The organism is Actinoallomurus sp. NPDC052274 (assembly GCF_040679475.1).
GTDB lineage: Bacteria > Actinomycetota > Actinomycetes > Streptosporangiales > Streptosporangiaceae > Actinoallomurus > Actinoallomurus liliacearum.
Map to the genome: position 1 here is coordinate 1 of NZ_JBFAUT010000097.1, position 21,829 is coordinate 21,829.

Genomic DNA, 21,829 nt, shown 5'->3' on the forward strand with positions numbered 1-21,829 from the left:
GCCGGATGCCTTCGTGCGCGGTCAGCCGCTCGGGGTGAGGTTCGGGAGGGTCTCCAGCGCCCGGACCAGCGGGGCCAGCTCTGGGAGGGCGCGGACCCTGGTCGGGCTGGCCGGTTCGGTGACCACCGTGGCGGGCATCGCCCTCGACCTGCCGGCGTACGACTCCGAGCGCATCCACCTGTCGCGGATCAAGGCGCGCCAGGTGCACGACGTGACCCGGATGCTGCTGCGTTCGACGCACGAGGAGCGCAGCAGGATCGGCGTCATGCACCCCGGACGGGTCGACGTCATCGGCGCCGGCGCGCTCATCCTCGACCGGATCATGCGCGAGTACGCCTTCGCCGACGTGATCGTCAGCGAGCGCGACATTCTCGACGGCATCGCGTGGTCGCTGGTCTGACGCCGGAGAAGCGAACCGAGCCCGATCGCATGAACGCCCCCTTCATCCCCCCGGGATCCGGACATCCGGCGGATCCCGCCACCCCGGACACGCCGGTCGCGGCGGCCCCGGCGGACGTCCGGGCCCTCGCGGACTCCGCCCCCACCCTCGGCGAGCTCGTCGCGCGCCAGTCGGTGTGCCGGGCCTGCCCGCGCCTCGTGGCCTGGCGGGAACAGGTCGCCGTCGAACGCCGCCGGGCGTTCGCGGAGGAGGAGTACTGGGGGCGGCCCATCCCGGGCTGGGGGGATCCCGAGCCCCGGATCCTCATCGTCGGCCTGGCGCCCGCCGCGCACGGCGGGAACCGCACCGGACGGATCTTCACCGGGGACCGCAGCGGTGACTGGCTCTTCGCGTCGTTGCACCGGACCGGCCTGGCCGCGATCCCGACCAGCACCCACGCCGGGGACGGTCAGCGGCTGCTCGGCACCCGTGTCGTGGCCTCGGTGCGCTGCGCCCCGCCCGCCAACAAGCCGACCCCCGCCGAGCGCTCGGCCTGCCTGCCCTGGCTGGCGCGGGAACTCGGTTTCGTCGCCGGTACGGCCCGGTCGATCGTCGTGCTCGGCGGGTACGGCTGGCAGGCGCTGTGGCCGGCGCTGAAGGAGGCCGGGTACGCCGTGCCCGCTCCGCGTCCGGCGTTCGGGCACGGAGCCGAGGCCGTGCTGACCGCGCCGGACGGCGCGGAGACGCTGCTGCTCGGCTGCTACCACCCGAGCCAGCAGAACACCTTCACCGGACGGGTGACCGAGCCCATGCTCGACGCGGTGTTCACCAGGGCACGGGAGTACGCGGGCCTGCCGGGCTGAACCGAAGCCGTCACGCCCCCGTTCGCGCGGACGCGGCCGCGCGTTCGCGCCGGGCCGCCCGGCAGATGCCGGACCGGGCGGGTGACGGGTGGAGCGGCGCACAGTGGAGCCCCCGCTCCCACTGCACGGCCCCCTCGCCCCAACCGTCACTCCGCACCGGTTCCTTCTCCGTCTTTGACGCGGCTTCCCGTTCGTTGGTTCGTACGTGATCGGTTTCACAAGGCGGGGTCTGTGCTTGGGTGACGTGTCGGATTAGAGTAAAAAGCGAGGTTGTGAAAGTTTTCACAAAGTCTGGGCCCGTTTCGGGAGGACGCCATGGGTACCGAAACCCGTATGGCAACGCACGTGCTCATCGTCGGTGGCGGCTACGTCGGCATGTACACCGCGCTCCGGCTGCACAAGAAGATGCGCCGCGAGCTCAGGAGCGGTGAACTTCAGATCACGGTCGTCGACCCTCAGTCGTACATGACCTACCAGCCGTTCCTGCCGGAGGCGGCGGCCGGCAACGTCGAGGCGCGGCACGTCGTCGTGCCCCTGCGCCGCGTCCTGCCACGGGCGACCATCCTCAACGGCCGGGTCACCAAGATCGAGCACGCGAAGCGTCAGGCGTGGGTCCAGGTGGTGGGGAGCACCAGCGCGGAGGGCGGCGGGTCCGAGCAGACCGCCGAGACCCGCATGCTCTCCTATGACCTGCTGGTCTTCTGTCCCGGATCGATCTCCCGTACCCTGCCGATCCCCGGCCTCGCCCAGTGCGGCATCGGGTTCAAGACGGTGGGAGAGGCCATCTACCTGCGCAACCACGTGCTCGCGCAGCTCGACATCGCGGCCTCCACGGCCCTGGAGGAGGTCCGGAGGCGGGCGCTGACGTTCGTCTTCGTCGGCGGCGGATACGCGGGCGTCGAGGCGCTGGCCGAGCTGGAGGACATGGCCCGCGACGCCTGCGCGTACTACCCGAACGTCGACGCGTCCGACATGAAGTGGGTGCTGGTCGAGGCGAGCGACCGCATCCTGCCGGAGGTCGGTCCGGACATGGGCCGCTGGACGATCGAGGCGCTGCGTCGGCGCGGTATCGCGATCAAGCTCCAGACGCTCCTCAAATCCGCCGAAGGGCACCACATCGTGCTCAGCGACGGAGAGGAATTCGACGCGGGGACGCTCGTTTGGACGGCGGGTGTCAAGCCCAATCCCGTCGTACGGCGCACCGACCTTCCGGTCGATGACAAGGGCCGCCTCAAGGCGACCGCCGAGTTGACGGTGGAGGGCGTGGAAGGCGCTTTCACCGCAGGCGATGTCGCGGCCGTCCCCGACCTGACGAAACCGGGCAACCTGACCGCGCCGAACGCGCAACACGCCGTCCGGCAGGCGAAGGTTCTGGGGGACAACGTTGTCGCCGCGCTTCGCGGTAAGGCGCTCAAACCCTACAAACACTCGTATGCCGGATCGGTCGCGAGCCTGGGGCTGCACAAGGGGGTCGCGCAGATCTACGGCGTGAAGCTACGGGGTCTCCTCGCGTGGTGGCTGCACCGGACGTACCACCTGTCCCGCGTGCCCACGGTGAACCGCAAGGCGCGGGTGACCGCCGACTGGACCCTCGCCTTCTTCTTCAAGCGGGAGGTCGTCTCGCTCGGCTCCATCACGCGACCTCGCGAAGAGTTCGAGCTGGCCGCGAAAGACTGATCGGTATTCGGCCTGTAATTAGGGTGCGGCACTAATAGGCGTTATTTGTCGCATTTACTGGGTGGTCCCTTATTGGCTCATGCCCGGTATGATTACGCCGCCCCCGTAGCCCAACAGGCAGAGGCAGACTCCCTAAAAGAGTCGGTTGTGTCGGTTCGACCCCGACCGGGGGCACTGCGCGTTGACAGAGGTGGCGCGGAGTAATCCACACCTTTCGTCCGAGTGCTCCCGGCGGCGTTATGGCCGCCAGTTCGGTCGGTATCGGTCTGCCGTTTCTCGTCCGATACCGGCCGTGCCGAACTGGCCGTTTCGTGATATATGCGTACCTGCGGCGAGGATCGTCAGGTCGTGCCGGTGGGAACACTGTGACCGTACGCGTCGTTGAACGGTCACAGCGAGTCGAGAGGGTGTTACATGGAGAGCCGGAACCCGGTCCTGTCCCGGCGTGGCGCGTTCGGGCATCAGGCGGCGGGAGGGGCCCCGAGCGTCTACCAGCTCGAGGCGATGTACAACGCGTCCGCGTACGCGCCGCCCCGGTCCATGACGATCGACGACGTCGTCGTGCGCTCCTTCCTGACGCTCGGCACGCTCGTCGTGGCCGGAGCCGCCGCCTGGGTCCTCGTCCCGGACCGGCTGGCCAACGCCGTCGCGCTCGCCGCCGTGGTGGTCGGACTGATCTGCTGGGCGATCCTCACGTTCGGCCGCCGGGTCAATCCCGTCCTCGTGCTCGGCTACGCCGCCGCGTACGGCGTCGCGGTCGGAGTGGTGAGCCACGCCTACAACTCCGTCTACAACGGGGTGGTCCTGCAGGCGGTGGTCGGCACTGCGCTCGCGTTCGGCGCGACGCTGGCCGTCTACGCCCTGCGGATCGTCCGGGTGACCCCGAAATTCGTCCGCTTCGTGGTCGCCGCCGGGCTCGCGCTCCTGGGCCTGATGGTGCTCAACCTGCTGGTGTCGTTCTTCCACGTCGGCGGCATCGGGATCCGGGAGAACGGCCCGCTCGGCATCGTCTTCAGCCTCGCCGCGATCCTCGTGGGCTGCTTCTACCTGCTGCTGGACTTCAGCTCCATCGAGGACGGGGTCCGCTCGGGCGCCCCGCGGAAGGCCGCGTGGCTCGCGGCGTTCGGACTGACCGTGAGCCTGGTCTGGATCTACCTGGAGCTGCTCCGGTTCCTGTCCTACTTCTACAACCGGGACTGAGGCGGCCGGCGAACGCGCCGCCCGTCGGCGAAGTGATCGGCGCCGGCGTCCCCGCGTCACGCGGGGGCGCCGGCGCCGTCTCAGCCGTGGAAGTCAGGGCCGGCGCGGACGATCCTCGCCCGGACGACGACCCGGCGGTCGCGCTCCATCGCGGCGCGGTAGTCGTCCCAGTCGGGATGCTCGCCGGAGACCTTCCGGTAGTAGTCGATCAGTGGTTCCATCGCTTCGGGCAACGGGACGATCTCGGCCTCGCCGTCGACCTGGATCCATTCGCCGAAGAAGGCGTCGGTGAAGACGCAGAAGGTCACGCGGGGATCGCGCGTCAGGTTGCGCGTCTTCGCCGCGGTCTCGCGCGTGCTGACGATGATCCGTTCCTCGTCGTCGACCGCGCAGAGGACGGGTGAGGTCTGCGGGCGGCCGTCGGCGTGGAACGTCACCATCACCGCTCGATGGTGCTTGGTGATGAAGTCGAGTGCCCTGCGCTGCTCCACGCGGGGTCAGAACCGGACGGCGCGCCGATGCAGCTCGTGCTCGTGCACGAGGGCCGAGGCGTAACCGTGCGAGAGCCCGTGCTCGTCCGCAAGCCAGTTGACCCGCTCGTCGCAGCGTAGGAAGGCGGGGCCGTTGTCGATGGCTTCGAACCACTCGGGGAGGTCACGTCCTGTGACTTTCGGGATGCGTGCGATGAGATTCTTGTGCGTCTCCGGTGAGTGGTTCAAAGACATAGGCACCTCCTGGCTGGGCGGGCTGCTTGTTGACGACTCTGCAACACCCATCGCAATCACACAACCCCCCGACGGAGAGCTTTCTGTCACGGCAAGTAGATCCTTCGTCACGATCCGCCCCTCACGGGTTACGAACCGCTAACGAAACTCCCCGGCGCGTGTGTCCCGCCGGGGAGTTTCACGTGAACGGGCCGCGAGCTTGACCGGCGCGTGACCGAGGCCCTCAGCTGAGGCGCTCGAACACCATCGCCATGCCCTGGCCGCCGCCGACGCACATCGTCTCGAGGCCGAAGGTCTTGTCGTGCCACTGCAGTCCGTTGAGCAGCGTGCCCGTGATCCGCGCCCCCGTCATGCCGAACGGGTGGCCGACCGCGATCGCGCCACCGTTCACGTTCAGCTTGTCGATGTCGATCCCCAGGTCCCGGTAGGAGGGGATCACCTGGGCGGCGAACGCCTCGTTGATCTCGACCAGGTCGATGTCGTCGATCGTCAGGCCGCCCCTCTTCAGAGCCTGACGGGACGCCTCCACCGGCCCGAGACCCATGATCTCCGGGGACAGCCCCGAGACCCCGGAGGAGACGATGCGGGCGAGCGGCGTGATGCCGAGCTCGGCGGCCTTGGTGTCGCTCATCACGACGACCGCGGCCGCGCCGTCGTTGAGCGGGCAGCAGTTGCCGGCCGTCACCGTGCCGTCGGGCCGGAAGACCGGCTGGAGCTGGGAGACCTTCTCGAGCGTCGTGCCGGCGCGCGGGCCGTCGTCCTTGGCCACCACGGTGCCGTCCGGCAGCTCGACCGGCGTGATCTCCCGCTCGAAGAAGCCGTTCTCGATGGCCTTCTCGGCGAGGTTCTGGGAGCGCACCCCGAACTCGTCCTGCTCGGCGCGGCCGATGCCGCGCAACTGGGCGACGTTCTCGGCGGTCTGGCCCATCGCGATGTAGACGTCGGGAAGCCCACCGTCCTCGCGGGGGTCGCGCCAGGTCTCGGCGTTGCCCTCGGCGCGCTTGGCCGTACGGGCCTGCGCCTCGGCGAACAGCGGGTTCTGGGTGTCGGGCAGGCCGTCGCTGCTGCCCTTGGCGAACCGGCTGACCATCTCCACCCCGGCCGAGACGATGACGTCCGCCTCGCCGGACTTGATGGCGTGGAAGGCCATCCGGGTGGTCTGCAGGGACGAGGAGCAGTAGCGCGTGAACGTGGCGCCCGGGAGGTTGTCGTATCCGAGGAGGAGGGCGACCACGCGGGCCATGTTGTAACCCTGCTCGCCGCCGGGCAGGCCGCAGCCCAGCAGCAGGTCGTCGATGTCGTTCGGGTCCAACTGCGGGACCTTGTCGAGCACCGCCCGCACGATGCGCGCGGTGAGATCGTCGGGACGCAGGTCCTTCAGCGATCCCTTGAACGCCCGCCCGATGGGAGAGCGAGCGGTCGCGACGATGACAGCCTCGGGCATGATGGGTCTCCTTCTCCTTGGCCGACCGGGCGGTGGCCCCGTGTCCCGTTGGCAGGCTACTGCGTGTCGGCGGCGAAACCTACTGACGGGTAGCCGCACTTCGGCGAAGCCGCAGGGAACACCGTGGCGAAGCCGCAGGGAACACCGTGGCGAAGCCGCTGAAGGCGCTGAAGGCGCTGTGGCGAAGCCGCGGGGGAGGCGCCGTGGCGAAGCCGCAGGGGAGGCGCCGTGGCGAAGCCGGGCACTGGCGGCACCCCCTCACCACTGCTCGGCGCCCTGTCAGTCGCCATGAGGCGGCGGCGGTGGCGATCGGACGACGCGCCCTGGGGCACCGATCCGGCGACGGACGGCATCACCCCCTGCTCACCAGAGCGATGAGCAGGAGCATCGGACCGTCCAGGCCGTACCGGCTACCCTGGGGCGTGAGGAACCCCACCCCTCATCTTGGGAACGCGGACACGATCCGCGCCGCCCAGACGCGGAGCGCACGCGGGGAACCAGGACGCCCAACACCGTTCGGAGCGTCCGACTGAGCACACAAACCATGCTCAGTCTGTAGGAACGGTACCGTCTGAACTGAACTATCGACAGGGACGTCGCTGGTGCACGTGCACAACTCGCTGACGGAGCTCATCGGGGACACCCCCCTTGTACGCCTCCGCAACGTCACGACCGGGGCCCGGGCGCAGGTGCTCGCCAAGGTCGAGTACTTCAATCCGGGCGGGTCGGTGAAGGACCGCATCGCCGTCCGGATGGTCGAGGCCGCCGAGGAGTCGGGCGCCCTCAAGCCGGGCGGCACGATCGTCGAACCCACCTCCGGCAACACCGGCGTCGGGCTCGCGATCGTGGCGCAGGAGAAGGGCTATCGGTGCGTCTTCGTCTGCCCGGACAAGGTGGCGAACGACAAGATCGCCGTTCTCCGCGCGTACGGGGCCGAGGTCGTGGTCTGCCCGACCGCCGTCTCACCGGACCACCCGGACTCCTATTACTCCGTCTCCGACCGGCTCGCCGCCGAGATCCCCGGAGCCTGGAAGCCCGACCAGTACGCCAACGCGAACAACCCGCGCTCGCACTATGAGACGACGGGGCCGGAGATCTGGGCGCAGACCGAGGGCCGGGTCACGCACTTCGTCGCGGGCATCGGCACCGGGGGCACCATCACCGGCACCGGCAAGTACCTCAAGGAGATCTCGGGCGGGCGCGTCAAGGTCATCGGCGCGGACCCGGAGGGCTCGGTCTACTCCGGCGGCACCGGCCGGCCGTACCTCGTCGAAGGCGTCGGCGAGGACATCTGGCCCGAGACCTACGACCGGGACATCTGCGACCAGGTCATCGCCGTGAGCGACAAGGACTCGTTCACCATGACCCGGCGGCTGGCCCGGGAGGAGGGGCTGCTCGTCGGCGGCTCCTGCGGGCTGGCGGTCGTCGCCGCGCTGCGCGTCGCGGCCGAGGCCGGCCCCGACGACGTGGTCGTCGTCCTGCTGCCCGACGGCGGGCGCGGCTACCTGTCGAAGATCTTCAACGACGACTGGATGGCCGACTACGGCTTCCTCAGCGCCGAGACCGAGGAGCCGCGCATCGCCGACGTGCTGGCCCGCAAGGCGTCCGGCTCCGGGCTGCCGGAGTTCGTGCACGTCCATCCGCACGAGACGGTCGGCACCGCCGTGGCGATCCTGCGGGAGTACGACGTCTCGCAGTTGCCCGTCATGAAGGAGGAGCCGCCGGTGATGGCCGCCGAGGTGGTCGGCTCCGTGGGCGAGCGCGACCTCCTGGCCGCCCTGGTCAGCGGCAAGGCGGGCCTCGAGGATCCGCTGCGGGACCACATGGCGCCGCCGCTGCCGATGGTCGGTTCGGGCGAGGGCGTGAGCAAGGCCGTGAGCGTCCTGGAGAACGCCGGTGCCGCCGTCGTCCTCGTCGATGGCAAACCGGCCGGTCTCATCACCCGGCAGGACCTGCTGGGCTTCCTCGCGACCGGCTGACCCCGGCTCACCACCGGGCGGGAGACGACGAGGCCCCGGTGGCGCGACGAGCGCGCCACCGGGGCCTCGGTGCGTTACCGGCCGATCAGACCCGGCGGTCGACCAGGTCGTACGGCTCGGCGGCCGGCGGCGGCTCCTTCGAGCGCCGGACCGCGTCGCCGTGCCCGGGCCACCAGGCCTTGTGGCCCATCAGCGCCGTGATGGACGGCACGAAGAACGCCGACATCACGAAGGCGGACAGCAGGATGCCGATCGCGACGCCGAAGCCGATCTCCGCCATCATCGAGTTGGGCGACAGGGTCAGGACACCGAAGGTGCCGGCCAGGATCACACCGGCCGCCGCGACGGTCGGCCCGGCGTGCTGGATGCCGAGCTTGGCGGCGTGCCGCGGCTCGTGCCCCTCACGCGCCTCCTCGCGGAGCCGGGCGATCATCAGGATGTTGTAGTCGGTGCCGATCGCCAGGACGAAGAGGTACAGGATGATCGGGAGCTGGAACATCAGCCCGTCCTTGCCCTCGATGCCCTGGAACAGCCCGACGGTCGCGCCCAGCGTGGCCGCGAAGCCGAGCAGCACCGCGATCACCAGATAGACCGGAGCGACCAGCGCGCGCAGCAGCAGCGCGAGGATCAGGCCGATCAGCAGGACCGCGACCGGCAGGATGACCGACAGGTCGCGGTTGTTGATCGCGTTGATGTCGGCGAACACCGCGGTCGTGCCGCCCACCAGCACCTTGGTGCCGGGCGGGGCGTTCTGGTGCGCGAGTTCCCGGAAGGGGCCCTTGACCAGGCTGATCGCCTCGTTGGAGTTGGGGTTCAGCTTGAGGACGACAGTGATCTTGGCGACGCTGCGGTCCTGGTTGTACTGCGCCGGCGCCACCTGGCCGACGCCCTTGGCGCCCACCAGCGACTGGTCGAACTTGTTCACCGCGGCCTTGTCCAGCGGGCCGCTGCCCTGGACGTACACCTCGGTCGGCGCGGTGAGGCCCTGCGGCAGGCTCGCCCGCAGGTCCTTCATCGCCTTGGCCGACTCGGTGTTCTGCGGGGCCGAGGCCTGGAAGTCGTAGTCCGCCTTGAACGCCAGGGTGCCCGCGGCCAGGGCCACGAGGATGATGCCGGAGGCCAGCGCGGCCACGCCCGGACGGCGCCCCACACCGTTGCTGACCTTCACCCACAGGCCGGCCTTCGGCTCCTTCTTCCACGCCTTCGACGGCCAGAACACGAAGCGGCCCAGCAGCGAGACGATCGCGGGGACGAGCGTCAGCGACGTGACGAACATGACGCCGACGGCGATCGCGAGCTGCGGACCCAGGGCGCTGAACGCCTTGAACGAGGCGAGCAGCAGGACGAGGAACGCGACGATGACCGCGCCGGCCGCCGAGGCGATGGCCTCACCGACCCGCTCAACGCTCGTGATCATCGCGGTCTTCTTGTCGTCACCGGCCCGCAGCCGCTCCCGGTACCGGAACAGCAGGAACAGGATGTAGTCGGTGCCGATGCCGTAGAGGACGACCAGGATGATGGCCGAGAAGCCCTGGTCGAAGCTGAGGTCGAACGCCTTCCCGATGAAGGCGGTGACGGCGGTCGCCACCTGGGACACCAGGACGATCACGATGATCGGCAGGAGCGCCGCGATCGGACTGCGGAAGATGATCAGGATCAGCGCGATGATGAGGACGACCGTCGCCAGACCGATCAGCGCCATGGTCTGGTTGTCGGACTTCTCGTTGTCCAGACTGGAGGAGTAGTTGCCGGTGACGCCGTAGGCCAGTCCGCTGCCCTTCAGCTGGTCGGCGGTCACCGCGCGGACCTGCTTGACGGCGTTCTGGCCCGCCTTTTGCGCCTTGCTGTCGAAGCCGTTGGGCAGCATGACGACGATCAGCTGCACCTTGTGGTTCTGCGAGAGCGTCTGCTTCGGGTCGGTCATGACCCCCTGCACGCTCGGGATGGCCTTGGCCTGGATCGCCTTGGCCGCCTCGCCGATCTTCTGCTGGTCGGCGCTGGTCAGCGAGCCCCCGTCGCTCCGCTTGACCACGATCATCTCCCGGCTGACCTTCTGGTCACCGCTCGGGAACGCCTTCTCCGCGAGGCTCGCCGCCGCGATCGACTCGTACTTCTTCGGCAGGAATGCCTGCTGGTCCGACTTGGTGGTCATTTTGGGGGCGAACACCACCAGGACGGCTGCCGCGACGAGCCACGCGACAATCGTCCACCATGGGTGTCTGACGACACCGCGCCCCAGCCATCCGAACACGGGTGGCTCCCCTTCGTAGAGTGTCTTCGAGTAACGCACTGACGATATCCAGGCAAAACGGACTTTGCCTCACCGTCGGAGTCGATTTTCGGTCTAGTCCCTACGGTGGAGACGGGTCATCCCCCGGTAGGGACGACGCACCGCACGGATGCCCCTCGCGAGGCACTAACCTCGCGTGCATGGACGGTTTCAACCACGAGGCCGGCTTCGAGACCCTCGCCATTCACGCAGGTCAAGAGGCCGATCCCGCGACAGGGGCGGTCGTGCCGCCGATATATCAGGTGTCCACCTACAAGCAGGACGGCGTCGGCGGCCTGCGCGGTGGATACGAGTACAGCCGGTCGGCCAACCCGACCCGTACGGCGCTGGAGGAGTGCCTCGCCGCCCTCGAAGGCGGCGTGCGGGGGCTCGCGTTCGCCTCGGGCATGGCCGCCGAGGACACCCTGCTGCGCACGGTCTGCAAGCCGGGTGACCACGTGCTGATCCCCAACGACGCCTACGGCGGCACCTTCCGGCTGATCTCCAAGGTCCTCGCCCGATGGGGCGTGTCGTACGACCCCGTGCCGCTGACCGACGTCCAGGCCGTGCGCGCCGCCGTACGCCCGGAGACGAAGCTCATCTGGGTGGAGACCCCGACGAACCCGCTGCTCGGCGTGGCCGACATCGCCGCGCTGGCGCACGTGGCACGGGAGGCCGGCGCCCGCCTCGTCGTGGACAACACCTTCGCCTCGCCGTACCTGCAGCGCCCGCTCGCCCTGGGCGCCGACGTCGTGGTCCACTCGACCACCAAGTACCTCGGCGGCCACTCCGACGTGGTCGGCGGCGCGCTGGTGGCGGCCGACGTCGAGCTGGCCCAGGAGCTGGCGTTCCACCAGAACGCCATGGGTGCGGTCGCCGGCCCGTTCGACGCGTGGCTCACCCTGCGCGGGATCAAGACGCTGGGCGTCCGCATGGACCGGCACTGCGCCAACGCCACCCGGATCGCCGAGTTCCTCACTCGGCACCCGAAGGTCGGCGCCGTGCACTACCCGGGACTGCCGCAGGACCCGGGCCACGAGGTGGCGGCCAAGCAGATGCGCGCCTTCGGCGGCATGGTCTCCTTCCGGCACGTCGACGGCGAGGACGCGGCCGTACGCGTCTGCGAGCGGGCCAAGGTGTTCACGCTCGGGGAGTCGCTCGGCGGCGTCGAGTCGCTGATCGAGCACCCCGGGCGCATGACGCACGCCTCCGCCGCCGGCTCGCCGCTGGAGGTGCCGGGCGACCTCGTACGCCTGTCGGTGGGCATCGAGGACGTCGACGACCTCCTCGCCGACCTGGAGCAGGCCCTGGAGGGCCAGGACGTGGCCTGACCGGTCAGGCGTTCCAGACCATCAGGACGAGGATCACGATCCAGATCAGCGCGACGACGCCGGAGAGCGTGGCGATCCGGCCGGTCTCCACCTTGGCGGGCTCGCCGAGAGGAGCCCGGGACGCGGGCCCCGGCGTCGCCGCGCCCGCGTCCGTCGCCGGCTCGGGGGCCGGGCCCGGCGCGGAGACGGCGTCCTCGCCGGCCGTCTCGGCCGCGGCGGTCTCCGCGACCGGCGGCGGTGCGGCGGGTGTCGTCGCCGGGCGCCGCTCGGCCTCGGCCACCTCGAGCTTGTGCACCGCCTTGCGCTGGTCCCGCTCGACGATGACCAGCAGCACCAGGGCGACGATGAACAGGGTCATCGACGCCGACAGCCACACCTTGTCGAACTGTCCCCGCGCCAGCAGCGCGCCCCACAGGAAGATGCCCAGGCTGAGCAGGCCGTAGATGCGGGTGGCGCGGTTCAGATAGCGCACGATGCCCGGCCGGCCCCCGCGGATGTAGCGAGGCGTCGCCATGGTGGCCGCGGTCAGCGGCCCCAGCGCGAAGATCGCGAAGCCGATGTGCAGGATCATTAGCAGGCGATCAGCGCTCGACATGGTGTGAACTTAGCCCGAGGCCGTCAATTCAAACTCTTCGCTGACCCACACCCGACCCGCGGCCGGATCACCCCGCCCGGCCACGGCGGACCCGCAGATAGTCCCGCACGACGTACTCGCCCAGCCGGTCGGGCGTGGGCGCGAAGACGCGCCCGCCGTTGCGCCGCGCGACCTCCTGGACGAACGAGACGAGGCGTTCGTCGTCGGCGAGCATGAAGATGTTCAGCGTCGCGCGCCGCCGGGTCATCTTGTCCACCTCGGCGAGCGTCAGCTCCAGCGTCTCGCGCGACGGCGGCCAGTCGAACGACGAACGGCCGTCCCGGAGCAGGTGCGCGGTCGGCTCGCCGTCCGTGATGATCAGCACGATCGGCTCGTGCTCCGGGTGCTTCTCCAGATGCCGCCCGGCGATGAGCAGCGCGTGGTGCAGGTTCGTGCCCTGCACCATGTCCCAGTCCAGGCCCGCCAGCTCGGTGGGCGGGAGCACCCGCGCGTAGTTGGAGAACCCGATCACCTGGATCGCGTCCTGCGGGTACTTGCTCGCCACCAGCGTGTGCAGCGCGAGCGCGGTCTGCTTGGCCGAACCCCACGTGCCGCGCAGCGCCATGGAGTACGACAGGTCGACGAGCAGGCACACCGCCGCCGCCGTACGGCGCTCCGTCTCGAGCACCTCGAAGTCGTCCACCGTCAGGCGCACGCCGGTCCCGCCGGAATGACGCCCCCCACGGCGCAGGGCGTTCGACACCGTCCGTACGACGTCGATGGGCTGTTCGTCGCCGTGCCGCCAGGGCCGGCTCCCGCCCGTCAGCTCGCCGGCCTGCCCCGCGTCGGACTGGTCGTGGTCGCCGCGCCGAGCGGTGTCCAACTGGGCGAACACCCGGCGCAGCGCGGTCTCCCCGAGGCGCCGCACCGCCTTCGGCGTCAGCTCCAGCGCCCCTCCCTTGCGCTTGAGGTAGCCCTGGCGTTCGAGCTCGGCCTCGATGCGGCGCAGCTCGGCGAGGTCGTCGACCGCCTGCCGGCCCAGTGCCCGGCGCACCGCCTCCTCGTCGATGTCGTCCAGCCGCGCGCCGGGATAGTCCTGCCGCAGCGCGCCCTCCAGCTCCGCCAGGTCCGCGAGCTCCTCCAGCGCGGTCGTCGCGTCGCCCATCGGCATCGGGTCCTCGCCCGACATGCGCTCGGAGCCGGACCAGTCCAGATCGGGCCGGCGCTGCCGCAGCGAGGACGCCAGCCGCTGCATCTCCATGGCCAGCCCGGCGTCCTCCAGCGTCTGCGCCATCAGCCCGGCCAGCTCCGCCCGCTGCTCCGGGGTGAGCGACGCGAGCAGCCGCTCCGTCGCCGCGGCCCGCCGCGCCAGCGAGTCGACGAGCTCCTCGAGGTCGCGCGGATCGTCCGGGAAGAACTCGCCGTACTCCCGCATGAACGCCTCGAAGTCCTCCTGGGTGTGCTCGCCCCGGGCGTCCTTCTCCAGCATGTCGTTGAGCGCGGCCATCATGTCCTTGACCCGCTGCATCGCGGCCGGGTCGGGGCTGCTCAGCGCCTGCTTCATGCCGCGGAACTGCGTGTCCAGCACGTCCCGGCGCAGCAGGTCCTTCAGCTCCTCGAACGTCCGCCGCGCGTCCGGCGACCGCCAGTCGTACGACGCCAGCCGGCGCACCGCCTGCGCGGTGTCGGCCGGGAGCGTGTCGAGTTCGGCCTCCCGCAGCCGCGCGTCATCACTGGGGTCCGGGAACAGCGCGGTCCGCTCCTGCCCGATCGCCCGGTCGAGCAGGGACCGGGCCTCCTCCAGCGTGCCGTCGAGCCGGCCGCGGCCGCGCAGCTCCTGCCGGCGGGACCGGACCTGCCGCAGCAGGTCGTCCAGGCCGCGCCGGCGCTGGGCGCCGGGCAGTCCGCGGCGCAGCAGGTCGCGCAGCGCGTCACCGGGGTTCGTGCCCTCCAGCATCGAATCGCCCATGGCGTCCAGCGCGGCGCGCACGTCGTACGGAGGGGCGAGCGGGTCCGGCCCCTCGTGGTACGGACCGTAGCGGTATCCGGCCACGGCGACCTCCTCCCTCGCTACGTCCGGCCCTCACCGAGCCGGGGGCTCGCTCCGTCCCAGCCGGACCCGACGCGGGCCGCGTCGGGAAACCGGTCGGCACCGGAGCACGTCACGTCCGGTACGTGGTGGTCCCGTCCTCGGTGTCCTTGGACAGCCGGCGCATCAGGTAGAGCCCCTCCAGCGCGAACTCCAGCGCCGCCGCCGCGTGCCCCGGCGACTCGCCCTCCATGCCGAGGCCGTTCATGATGCGGGCCAGGCCGGACACCGGGCCGATGCGGTGCAGCAGGTCGGCCGCCGCCACCAGCTCGCCGGAGTCGACCGTCGCGCCGCGGTCGAACCGGTCCAGCAGGCCGCTGAGGTCGACCGGTCCGAGCGTGCGCCGCCAGGTCTCCGCGACGGCCCTGCGGAGCAGGTGCGCCAGCACCTCCTCCTCCCGGCCCTCCTCGCTGACCTCGAACTCGACCTTGCCGAGCAGCGTCGGCACGATCGACGGCAGGTCGCACACGCGCGCCACCGGCTGCTCCTCGCCGGCGAGGGCCGCGCGGCGCAGCGCGGAGGCCGCCACCGTCTCGGTCGCGGCGATCGCGAACCGGGCGGACACGCCGGACCGCGTGTCGACCGCGGGGGACTCGCGGACCAGCCGGGTGAACCGCGCGATGACCTCCATCAGGTGGATCGGCACCGCCGCCGCGACCTCGGCCTCCTGGCCGATCAGCACGAGCTCGTCGTCGACGTCCAGGGGATAGTGCGTGCGGATCTCCGCGCCGAAGCGGTCCTTCAGCGGGGTGATGATGCGGCCGCGGTTCGTGTAGTCCTCCGGGTTGGCGCTGGCCACCAGCAGGACGTCCAGCGGCAGCCGCAGGTTGTAGCCGCGGATCTGCACGTCCCGCTCCTCCAGGACGTTCAGCAGCGACACCTGGATGCGCTCGGCGAGGTCGGGCAGCTCGTTCACGCAGAAGATCCCGCGGTTCGTGCGCGGGACCAGGCCGTAGTGCACGGTCTCCGGGTCCCCGAGCGTACGGCCCTCCGCGACCTTGATCGGGTCGATGTCGCCGATGAGGTCGCCGACACTCGTGTCCGGCGTGGCGAGCTTCTCGCCGTACCGCTCGTCCCGGTGCTTCCAGGAGACCGGCAGCTCGTCGCCCGCCTCGGCCGCCAGCCGGCGGCAGCGCACGCACACCGGCGCGTACGGGTGGTCGTTGATCTCACAGCCCTCGACCACCGGAGTCCACTCGTCCAGCAGCCCGCCGAGCGTACGGATCAGCCGCGACTTGCCCTGGCCGCGCTCGCCGAGGAGGACGAGGTCGTGGCCGGCGAGGAGCGCACGCTCGACGTGCGGCAGAACCGTGTCGTCGAACCCGACGATGCCCGGGAAACGGGGCTCTCCGGAGCGCAGCCGCGCGAGCAGGTTGTGCCGGATCTCGGCCTTGACGGACCGGTGCACGTGGCCGCCCGTCCGAAGCTCACCGAGTGTCGTTGGTCGCGTATTCACTGTGGGTACCGCTCCTCACTCGCCGGACGGCCGGCGTGGTGCAGGACTCGCTGCGTCGGCTCGCTCCTGATGACCCTATGCCGGGAACTCCGCCGTCGCATCAGACCACGGGGCGCGTCGCGCCACGAAGTCGATCATCGACTCGTGGCTTCGTCAGATGGCTGTGGTAGACCGTAAGAATCGGACCCAAGGCGGGAGGGGAGGGGGCGATGGCACGCTTCGGCGATGGGCTGGCGGTCGGGCCGGACCTGGTCGCGGCCGCGGAGTCCGCGGTGGCGCAGGCGGTGACGCCGCTGGACGGCCCTCCGGACCTGGTGTTCGTCTTCGTGTCCGCGTCGAGCCCAGAGGCCGTCGAGCCGGCGGCGCGGCGGGCGATGGAGGTCGCGGGCACCCCCAACGTCATCGGCTGCGGCGCCTCCGGGGTGATCGGCGGCAGCCAGGGAGTCGAAGGGTCCAGCGCGGTGAGCGCCTGGGCGGCCCGGCTTCCGGAGGCCCGGATCGAGCCGTTCCGGCTGGAGACGCTGAAGTTCCCCGCACCGGAGGGCGAGGAGATGGCGCGCCTGGCGGTCGTGGGCATGCCGCAGACCCGGGATGACGACGTGGTCGCGGTGCTGCTGGCCGACCCCTACAGCTTCCCGGTGGACGCGTTCGTCGAGCGGTCCGGGGAGGTGCTGCCCGGACTCCCGCTGGTCGGCGGGCTGGCCACCGGCCAGGGCGGCCGCGGGACCACCCGGCTGTTCGCGGACGGGGAGATCGTCGACTCCGGGGCCGTCGGCGTGCTCCTCGGCGGGTCGCTGATGACGTCGACCGTGGTCAGCCAGGGCGCCCGGCCCATCGGCCCGACCATGGTGGTCACCAAGGCCGAGGACAACATCCTGTACGAGCTGGCCGGCATGTCGGCGCTGGCCAAGCTGGAGGAGGTCGTCGCCGGGCTGCCGGAGGACGAGCGCCTGCTGGTCGAGGCGGGGCTGCTGATCGGCGTGGCCATGGACGAGTACGCCGAGCGGCAGGAGCGCGGCGACTTCCTGGTCCGCGGCGTGATCGGCGCGGACCCCGAGGTGGGCGCGCTGGCCGCCGGGGAGATCATCGAGGTCGGCCGGACCGTGCGCTTCCACGTGCGCGACGCCGGCGCGGCGGACGAGGACCTCACCCACCTGCTGGCCGACCTGGACCTGGCGCCCATCGAGGGCGCGCTGCTGTTCTCGTGCACCGGACGGGGTCGGGCGATGTTCGCCGGCTCCGACCATGACGTGCGCACCCTGCGCGAGGTGCTCGGCGGGCCCGGCGTCGGCGGGTTCTTCGCCGCGGGGGAGATCGGGCCGGTCGCGGGGCGCAACCACGTGCACAGCTTCACCGCGTCCATCCTGGCCTTCGGCCCCGGCGCCAAGGAGGGCCCCTCGTGACCGAGCGGAGCGAGGGAATCGATCGACACAGCACCGTGGTCATGGGGCCGACGAAGGAGGTCCCATGACCGACTGTGTCCTCGCGGTCGACGTCGGCGGCACCAAGCTGGCCGCCGCGCTGGTCGAGCCGGGCGGACGGATCGCCGCGTACGAGCGCCTCTCCACGCCGCAGCCGCCGCACGCCGACGCCGAGACCCTCTGGCGGACGGTGCTCAGCCTGATCGACCGGCTGCCCGCCGCGCGGCTCGCCGGCGTGGGGGTCGGGTGCGGTGGCCCGATGTGCTGGCCGAGCGGGAAGGTCTCGCCGCTCAACATTCCGGCGTGGCGGGGCTTCCCGCTGCGCGAGCGGCTGCAGGATCGCTACCCGGACCTGCCGGTCCGGATCCACAACGACGCGGTCGCGATGGCGGTCGGAGAGCACTGGCGCGGCGCGGGCCGCGGGCGCGGCGACATGCTGGGCATGGTCGTCTCGACCGGCGTGGGCGGCGGGCTGATCCTCGGCGGCCGCCTCGTCGACGGGGTGAGCGGCAACGCGGGCCATATCGGTCATGTGATCGTCGACCATGAGGGGCCGCCGTGCGAGTGCGGCGGTCGTGGCTGCCTGGAGGCCATCGCGCGCGGGCCCGGCCTGGCGGCCTGGGCGCGGGAGCAGGGCTGGCCCGGCGAGACCGGCAAGGATCTCGCCACCGACGCCGCCCGAGGACACCCCATCGCCGTCCGGGCGATGAACCGCGCGGGATGGGCGCTCGGCGTGGCGATCGCCTCCGCGACGCACCTGTGCGACCTGGAGGTCGTGGCCATCGGCGGCGGCCTGTCCCAGGCGGGCCCGCTGCTGTTCCGGCCGCTCGAGGACACGCTACGGGCACACGCCCGGATGGACTTCGCCCGCCAGGTCCGCGTCGTCCCCGCCGCCCTGGGCCAGATGGCCGGCCTGATCGGCGCCGCCGCCTTCATCCTCGCCGAAGACCGTTATTGGACGGCGGAGGACTAGGCCGACTGCGCCCCGGATTTCGGCTGCTCCCACGACCAGAATCCGGGGCGCTGACGTCCCGGTAGATGAGTGGCCGCTTCCTGCCGTGGGAGACTCAGGGCATGAGCGGTCCCGTCAGCGTAGATGAGGTCCGTGCGGCTCGCGAGGTGCTGCGCGAGGTCGCCGTGACGACCCCGATCCTGGAGTCCCGGTCGCTGTCGGCGAAGGTCGGCGGCCCCGTTCTGCTGAAAGCCGAGAACCTCCAGCGCGCGGGGTCGTTCAAGGCGCGCGGGGCGTACGTCCGCATCGCCCGCCTCAGCGCGGAGGAGCGGGCGCGCGGCGTCGTCGCGGCGAGCGCCGGGAACCACGCGCAGGGCGTTGCGCTGGCCGCCAGGCTCCTCGGCTGCAGAAGTGTCGTCTTCATGCCCGACGGCGCCCCGCTGCCGAAGGTCGCCGCGACCCGGGCGTACGGCGCGGAGGTCGTGTTCGGCGGACCGGGCGTGGACGCCTGCCTGGCGGCCGCCAAGGCGTACGCCCACGACAACGAGGCCGTCTTCATCCACCCGTTCGACCATCCCGACGTGGTCGCCGGGCAGGGCACGGTGGGCCTGGAGATCCTCGAGCAGTGCCCGGAGGTCCGCACGATCGTGGTGCCGGTCGGCGGTGGCGGCCTGGTCGCGGGGATCGCCGCGGCCGTGAAGGAACTGCGTCCGGACGTACGGGTCGTCGGCGTCCAGGCCGAGCGCGCGGCGGCCTTCCCGCCGTCGCTGGCCGCCGGACGCCCCGTGTCCGTGGAGCCGGCCGGCACCATGGCCGACGGCATCGCGGTCGGCCGGCCGGGCGACCTCACCTTCGAACTGATCTCCAAGCTCGTGGACTCGGTCGTCACCGTTTCGGAGGAGATGATCTCCCAGGCGCTGCTGAACTGCCTGGAACGTTCGAAACAGGTCGTCGAGCCCGCCGGCGCGGTCGGCGTCGCCGCGCTCCTGGACCGTCCGCAGATGTTCGAGCCGCCCGTGGTGACGGTGCTGTCCGGGGGCAACATCGACCCCCTGCTGCTGTCGAAGGTGCTCCGCCACGGACTGGCGGTGGCCGGCCGTTACCTGATGTTCCGCGTCCGGCTCCCGGACCGGCCCGGCGCGCTGGTCACGCTGCTGAGCGAGCTGGCCGAACTGGGCGTCAACGTCCTGGACGTCGTCCACCAGCGGACCGCCGCCCGGTTGAACATCGACGAGGCCGAGGTGTCGCTGCACCTGGAGACCCGCGGCCCGGACCACTGCGACGAGGTCCTCGGCCGCCTCCGCGCCGAGGGCTACACCCTCAGCTTCAGCTGACGTTCGCCGCCGCCGCGCTCCGGCCTCCCGCCCGCCGTGCCGGGTCGGGCGGCCTGGTCGGTGGTCTGGCCGACCCGCCCTGTCGCGCGGCACTGTCGGCCCGATCCGCGTCCGCCCTGAGACGCCGATAGTAGAATTCACGAACTAGTTGTGTTCTGAAACTACTGGAGGGGTTATGGCTGACCATACCGGACATGTCACGTTCCAGCACGGCCAGGCGTTCCTTGCCGCGATCTCCGAACGCTGGAGCTATCAGATCCTGCGGGAGGTGTTCTTCGGTGTCCGCCGATTCGGTGAGCTCAAGCGCACCCTCGGCATCTCGGCGAACATCCTCACGTCGCGTCTGAACGATCTGACCGAGCTGGGTCTGCTGTCCAGGCGCGCCTACCGTTCCGACAAGCCGTGGTACGAGTACGAACTCACCGAGGCCGCCCGCGAGCTGGTCGTCCCGGCCATCGTGGCGATCACCCGTTGGGCGGAGGGCCATGCGACCGGGGGAGAAGAGGCTCGCCGCCCGCTGGTGCACACGGCCTGCGGCGGTGAGACCGACCCCTATCTCGCCTGCAGCGCCTGCCACCAGCCGATCGTGGCTTCGACCCTGCTGCCGCTCGGCGTCCAGGAGGAGGAAGTGGAGGGGGTTTCATCGCAGAGCAACTAGTTGCAGCTATGAACTAGTAGCAATACAGTACTAGTCATGGCTCCGCCGTGTGAAAGGACGACTGGTCATGACGACAAGCTGGCTTGATGAGGTCACCGAGCAACTGATCCCCACCTCCCTCGGGCTGATCAACGTGCGCGAGGGAGGCCGGCCCGACGGCCCGGCCATGGTCTGCTGGCCCAGCCTGATGATGGACGGCACCATGTGGCGCTATCAGTACGAGCACTTCGCCCCCAGCCACCGCATGGTGCTCATCGACAGCCCGGGGCACGGCAGGTCCGACGCCCTTCGCAAGATCATCGACCTCAGGGACTGTGCGGACGCGCTGGTCGAGATCCTCGACAGCCTCGCGATCGACAAGTGCGTGCTCATGGGCAACAGCTGGGGTGGCATGCTCGCCGGGGTCTTTCCCGCCTATCACCCTGAGCGCACCGCGGCGGCGATCGGCATCAACTGCACCGCCTCGCTGCCCACGATGTTCGAGAGCATCTGGGCCACCGCTCTGGCGACCTACCTCTCGCTGCACGCCAAGATGCCGCCACTGGCCGCCAGGGCCGCGCGCGCGGCGTTCGCCGGCCCGACCGCGGAGGCCACCAACCCGGAGTTCCTGAAGTTCACCGACTTCGTCCTGCGCGACGACCCCAAATCCGTGGCATGGGCGCTGCGCAGCATCCTCATCGGCCGCAAGGACGAGCACCGCCGGCTGGCCACCATCAGGAACATCCCGGTCCTGATCATCGCCGGTGAAGAGGACGGCCAGTTCCCGGTGCACGTCGTGCGCAAGATGGCCGACGCCATCGAGGGCAGCACGTTCCGCGTACTGCTTCACACCGGCCACCTGGCGGCGCGCGAGAACCCCGACGCCGTCAACGCCGAGATCGACGCCTTCCTATCCGCTCTGCCCGCCACCGTCTGAGGGAGCCGACCATGACCCACGACGCGACCCCGGCCGCGACGCCCGACTGGATCCTGCGGCTCATGCGCGAGATCGACACCCTTGAGTTCGGGGAAGGGTTCGCGCACCTGACCGAGGACACCGAGATGTTCTTCGGCACCGCGCATGTCCGCGGCGCCGAGGCCATCAAGGCGTTCTTCATCAAGATCGACGAACCGCTGAACATCACCCACGACGTACTCGAGTGCTGGAAGGCCGAGGGCGTCGTGTTCCTGCGCGGCGAGGCGACCATGGCCAAGAAGACCGAACCGGACCGCGTGGTGCGCGCCCCCTTCATGCACATCTACTACCTCGACGACGGACAACCGCTCCGGATCCGGAAGATCCGCATCACCGCCGGCCCGCTGGAAACCGACACGGTCATGTGACACCCCGCGCCGACAGCGCCGGCGTTGGCCCAGGCCGTGATCCCTGGCAATCACTGTGCTCTAGACGAGTAGTTCCGAAGTCGTGCCGGTGTGCGGGCATGAAGAGAGGGCGTTCAAGATCATGTTGTGACGCAAGACCTGAACACCCTCCTGAC

The 21,829-nt window shown here is 70.6% G+C and carries 18 protein-coding genes, 1 tRNA gene and 1 pseudogene; 13 read left to right on the plus strand and 7 right to left on the minus strand.

Going from position 1 to position 21,829, the window contains the following annotated elements; all coding sequences use genetic code 11:
• The 5 genes and pseudogenes from AB0K82_RS42385 to AB0K82_RS42405 form a co-directional block, all read left to right on the plus strand.
• Positions 1-400: pseudogene (locus tag AB0K82_RS42385) on the plus strand (hypothetical protein); the annotation flags it as partial.
• Between the two features lie 29 nt (positions 401-429).
• On the plus strand, positions 430-1,242 hold the full coding sequence (locus tag AB0K82_RS42390) for a uracil-DNA glycosylase (RefSeq protein WP_364408744.1): 813 nt from the start codon (positions 430-432) through the stop codon (positions 1,240-1,242).
• A 333-nt stretch (positions 1,243-1,575) separates the two neighbouring features.
• Complete coding sequence (locus AB0K82_RS42395) at positions 1,576-2,919, plus strand: NAD(P)/FAD-dependent oxidoreductase (RefSeq protein ID WP_364408747.1); 1,344 nt, start codon at positions 1,576-1,578, stop codon at positions 2,917-2,919.
• A gap of 99 nt (positions 2,920-3,018) precedes the next feature.
• A tRNA-Leu gene (locus AB0K82_RS42400) sits at positions 3,019-3,093 on the plus strand.
• A 240-nt stretch (positions 3,094-3,333) separates the two neighbouring features.
• On the plus strand, positions 3,334-4,119 hold the full coding sequence (locus tag AB0K82_RS42405; protein WP_364408750.1) for a Bax inhibitor-1/YccA family protein: 786 nt from the start codon (positions 3,334-3,336) through the stop codon (positions 4,117-4,119).
• An 80-nt stretch (positions 4,120-4,199) separates the two neighbouring features.
• On the opposite strand, the gene AB0K82_RS42410 is transcribed toward AB0K82_RS42405, so the two are convergent.
• The 3 genes from AB0K82_RS42410 to AB0K82_RS42420 form a co-directional block, all read right to left on the minus strand.
• Positions 4,200-4,610: a PPOX class F420-dependent oxidoreductase gene (locus tag AB0K82_RS42410; RefSeq protein ID WP_364408753.1), complete on the minus strand. Its 411-nt coding sequence runs from the start codon at positions 4,608-4,610 to the stop codon at positions 4,200-4,202.
• Positions 4,611-4,616: 6 nt separating this feature from the next.
• On the minus strand, positions 4,617-4,844 hold the full coding sequence (locus AB0K82_RS42415; RefSeq protein WP_252777695.1) for a DUF4287 domain-containing protein: 228 nt from the start codon (positions 4,842-4,844) through the stop codon (positions 4,617-4,619).
• A 223-nt stretch (positions 4,845-5,067) separates the two neighbouring features.
• Positions 5,068-6,288, minus strand: a complete 1,221-nt coding sequence (locus AB0K82_RS42420; protein ID WP_364408756.1) for an acetyl-CoA C-acetyltransferase — start codon at positions 6,286-6,288, stop codon at positions 5,068-5,070.
• Between the two features lie 602 nt (positions 6,289-6,890).
• On the opposite strand from AB0K82_RS42420, the gene AB0K82_RS42425 reads away from it, so the two are divergent.
• Positions 6,891-8,267, plus strand: a complete 1,377-nt coding sequence (locus AB0K82_RS42425) for a cystathionine beta-synthase (protein ID WP_364408758.1) — start codon at positions 6,891-6,893, stop codon at positions 8,265-8,267.
• An 85-nt stretch (positions 8,268-8,352) separates the two neighbouring features.
• Here the strand turns inward: AB0K82_RS42425 and AB0K82_RS42430 are convergent, their stop codons facing one another.
• Entirely contained in the window at positions 8,353-10,518 is a 2,166-nt protein-coding gene (locus tag AB0K82_RS42430; protein ID WP_364408761.1) for an MMPL family transporter, read from the minus strand.
• 179 nt (positions 10,519-10,697) lie between these two features.
• Here AB0K82_RS42430 and AB0K82_RS42435 point away from each other — a divergent pair, with 179 nt between their 5' ends.
• A complete protein-coding gene (locus tag AB0K82_RS42435; protein WP_364408764.1) occupies positions 10,698-11,867 on the plus strand; it encodes a cystathionine gamma-synthase in 1,170 nt (389 codons plus the stop codon).
• Positions 11,868-11,871: 4 nt separating this feature from the next.
• On the opposite strand, the gene AB0K82_RS42440 is transcribed toward AB0K82_RS42435, so the two are convergent.
• From AB0K82_RS42440 to AB0K82_RS42450, 3 genes are all read right to left on the minus strand, one after another.
• The gene (locus AB0K82_RS42440) at positions 11,872-12,462 is read right to left on the minus strand and encodes a hypothetical protein (RefSeq protein ID WP_364408767.1); all 591 of its coding nucleotides are present in this window, start codon (positions 12,460-12,462) and stop codon (positions 11,872-11,874) included.
• A 67-nt stretch (positions 12,463-12,529) separates the two neighbouring features.
• Entirely contained in the window at positions 12,530-14,494 is a 1,965-nt protein-coding gene (locus AB0K82_RS42445) for a VWA domain-containing protein (RefSeq protein ID WP_364408770.1), read from the minus strand.
• A gap of 109 nt (positions 14,495-14,603) precedes the next feature.
• Complete coding sequence (locus tag AB0K82_RS42450) at positions 14,604-15,986, minus strand: sigma 54-interacting transcriptional regulator (protein WP_364408773.1); 1,383 nt, start codon at positions 15,984-15,986, stop codon at positions 14,604-14,606.
• A 209-nt stretch (positions 15,987-16,195) separates the two neighbouring features.
• Between AB0K82_RS42450 and AB0K82_RS42455 the strand changes: the two genes are divergently transcribed.
• The 6 genes from AB0K82_RS42455 (at position 16,196) to AB0K82_RS42480 (ending at position 21,674) form a co-directional block, all read left to right on the plus strand.
• Complete coding sequence (locus AB0K82_RS42455; RefSeq protein ID WP_364408776.1) at positions 16,196-17,389, plus strand: FIST N-terminal domain-containing protein; 1,194 nt, start codon at positions 16,196-16,198, stop codon at positions 17,387-17,389.
• 64 nt (positions 17,390-17,453) lie between these two features.
• The gene (locus AB0K82_RS42460; RefSeq protein ID WP_364408779.1) at positions 17,454-18,380 is read left to right on the plus strand and encodes an ROK family protein; all 927 of its coding nucleotides are present in this window, start codon (positions 17,454-17,456) and stop codon (positions 18,378-18,380) included.
• A gap of 101 nt (positions 18,381-18,481) precedes the next feature.
• The gene (gene ilvA, locus AB0K82_RS42465) at positions 18,482-19,693 is read left to right on the plus strand and encodes a threonine ammonia-lyase (protein WP_364408782.1); all 1,212 of its coding nucleotides are present in this window, start codon (positions 18,482-18,484) and stop codon (positions 19,691-19,693) included.
• 175 nt (positions 19,694-19,868) lie between these two features.
• A complete protein-coding gene (locus AB0K82_RS42470) occupies positions 19,869-20,351 on the plus strand; it encodes a helix-turn-helix domain-containing protein (protein ID WP_364408784.1) in 483 nt (160 codons plus the stop codon).
• Between the two features lie 67 nt (positions 20,352-20,418).
• The gene (locus tag AB0K82_RS42475) at positions 20,419-21,267 is read left to right on the plus strand and encodes an alpha/beta fold hydrolase (RefSeq protein WP_364408787.1); all 849 of its coding nucleotides are present in this window, start codon (positions 20,419-20,421) and stop codon (positions 21,265-21,267) included.
• Between the two features lie 11 nt (positions 21,268-21,278).
• Positions 21,279-21,674: a nuclear transport factor 2 family protein gene (locus tag AB0K82_RS42480; RefSeq protein WP_364408790.1), complete on the plus strand. Its 396-nt coding sequence runs from the start codon at positions 21,279-21,281 to the stop codon at positions 21,672-21,674.
• The last annotated feature ends 155 nt before the right edge of the window (positions 21,675-21,829 follow it).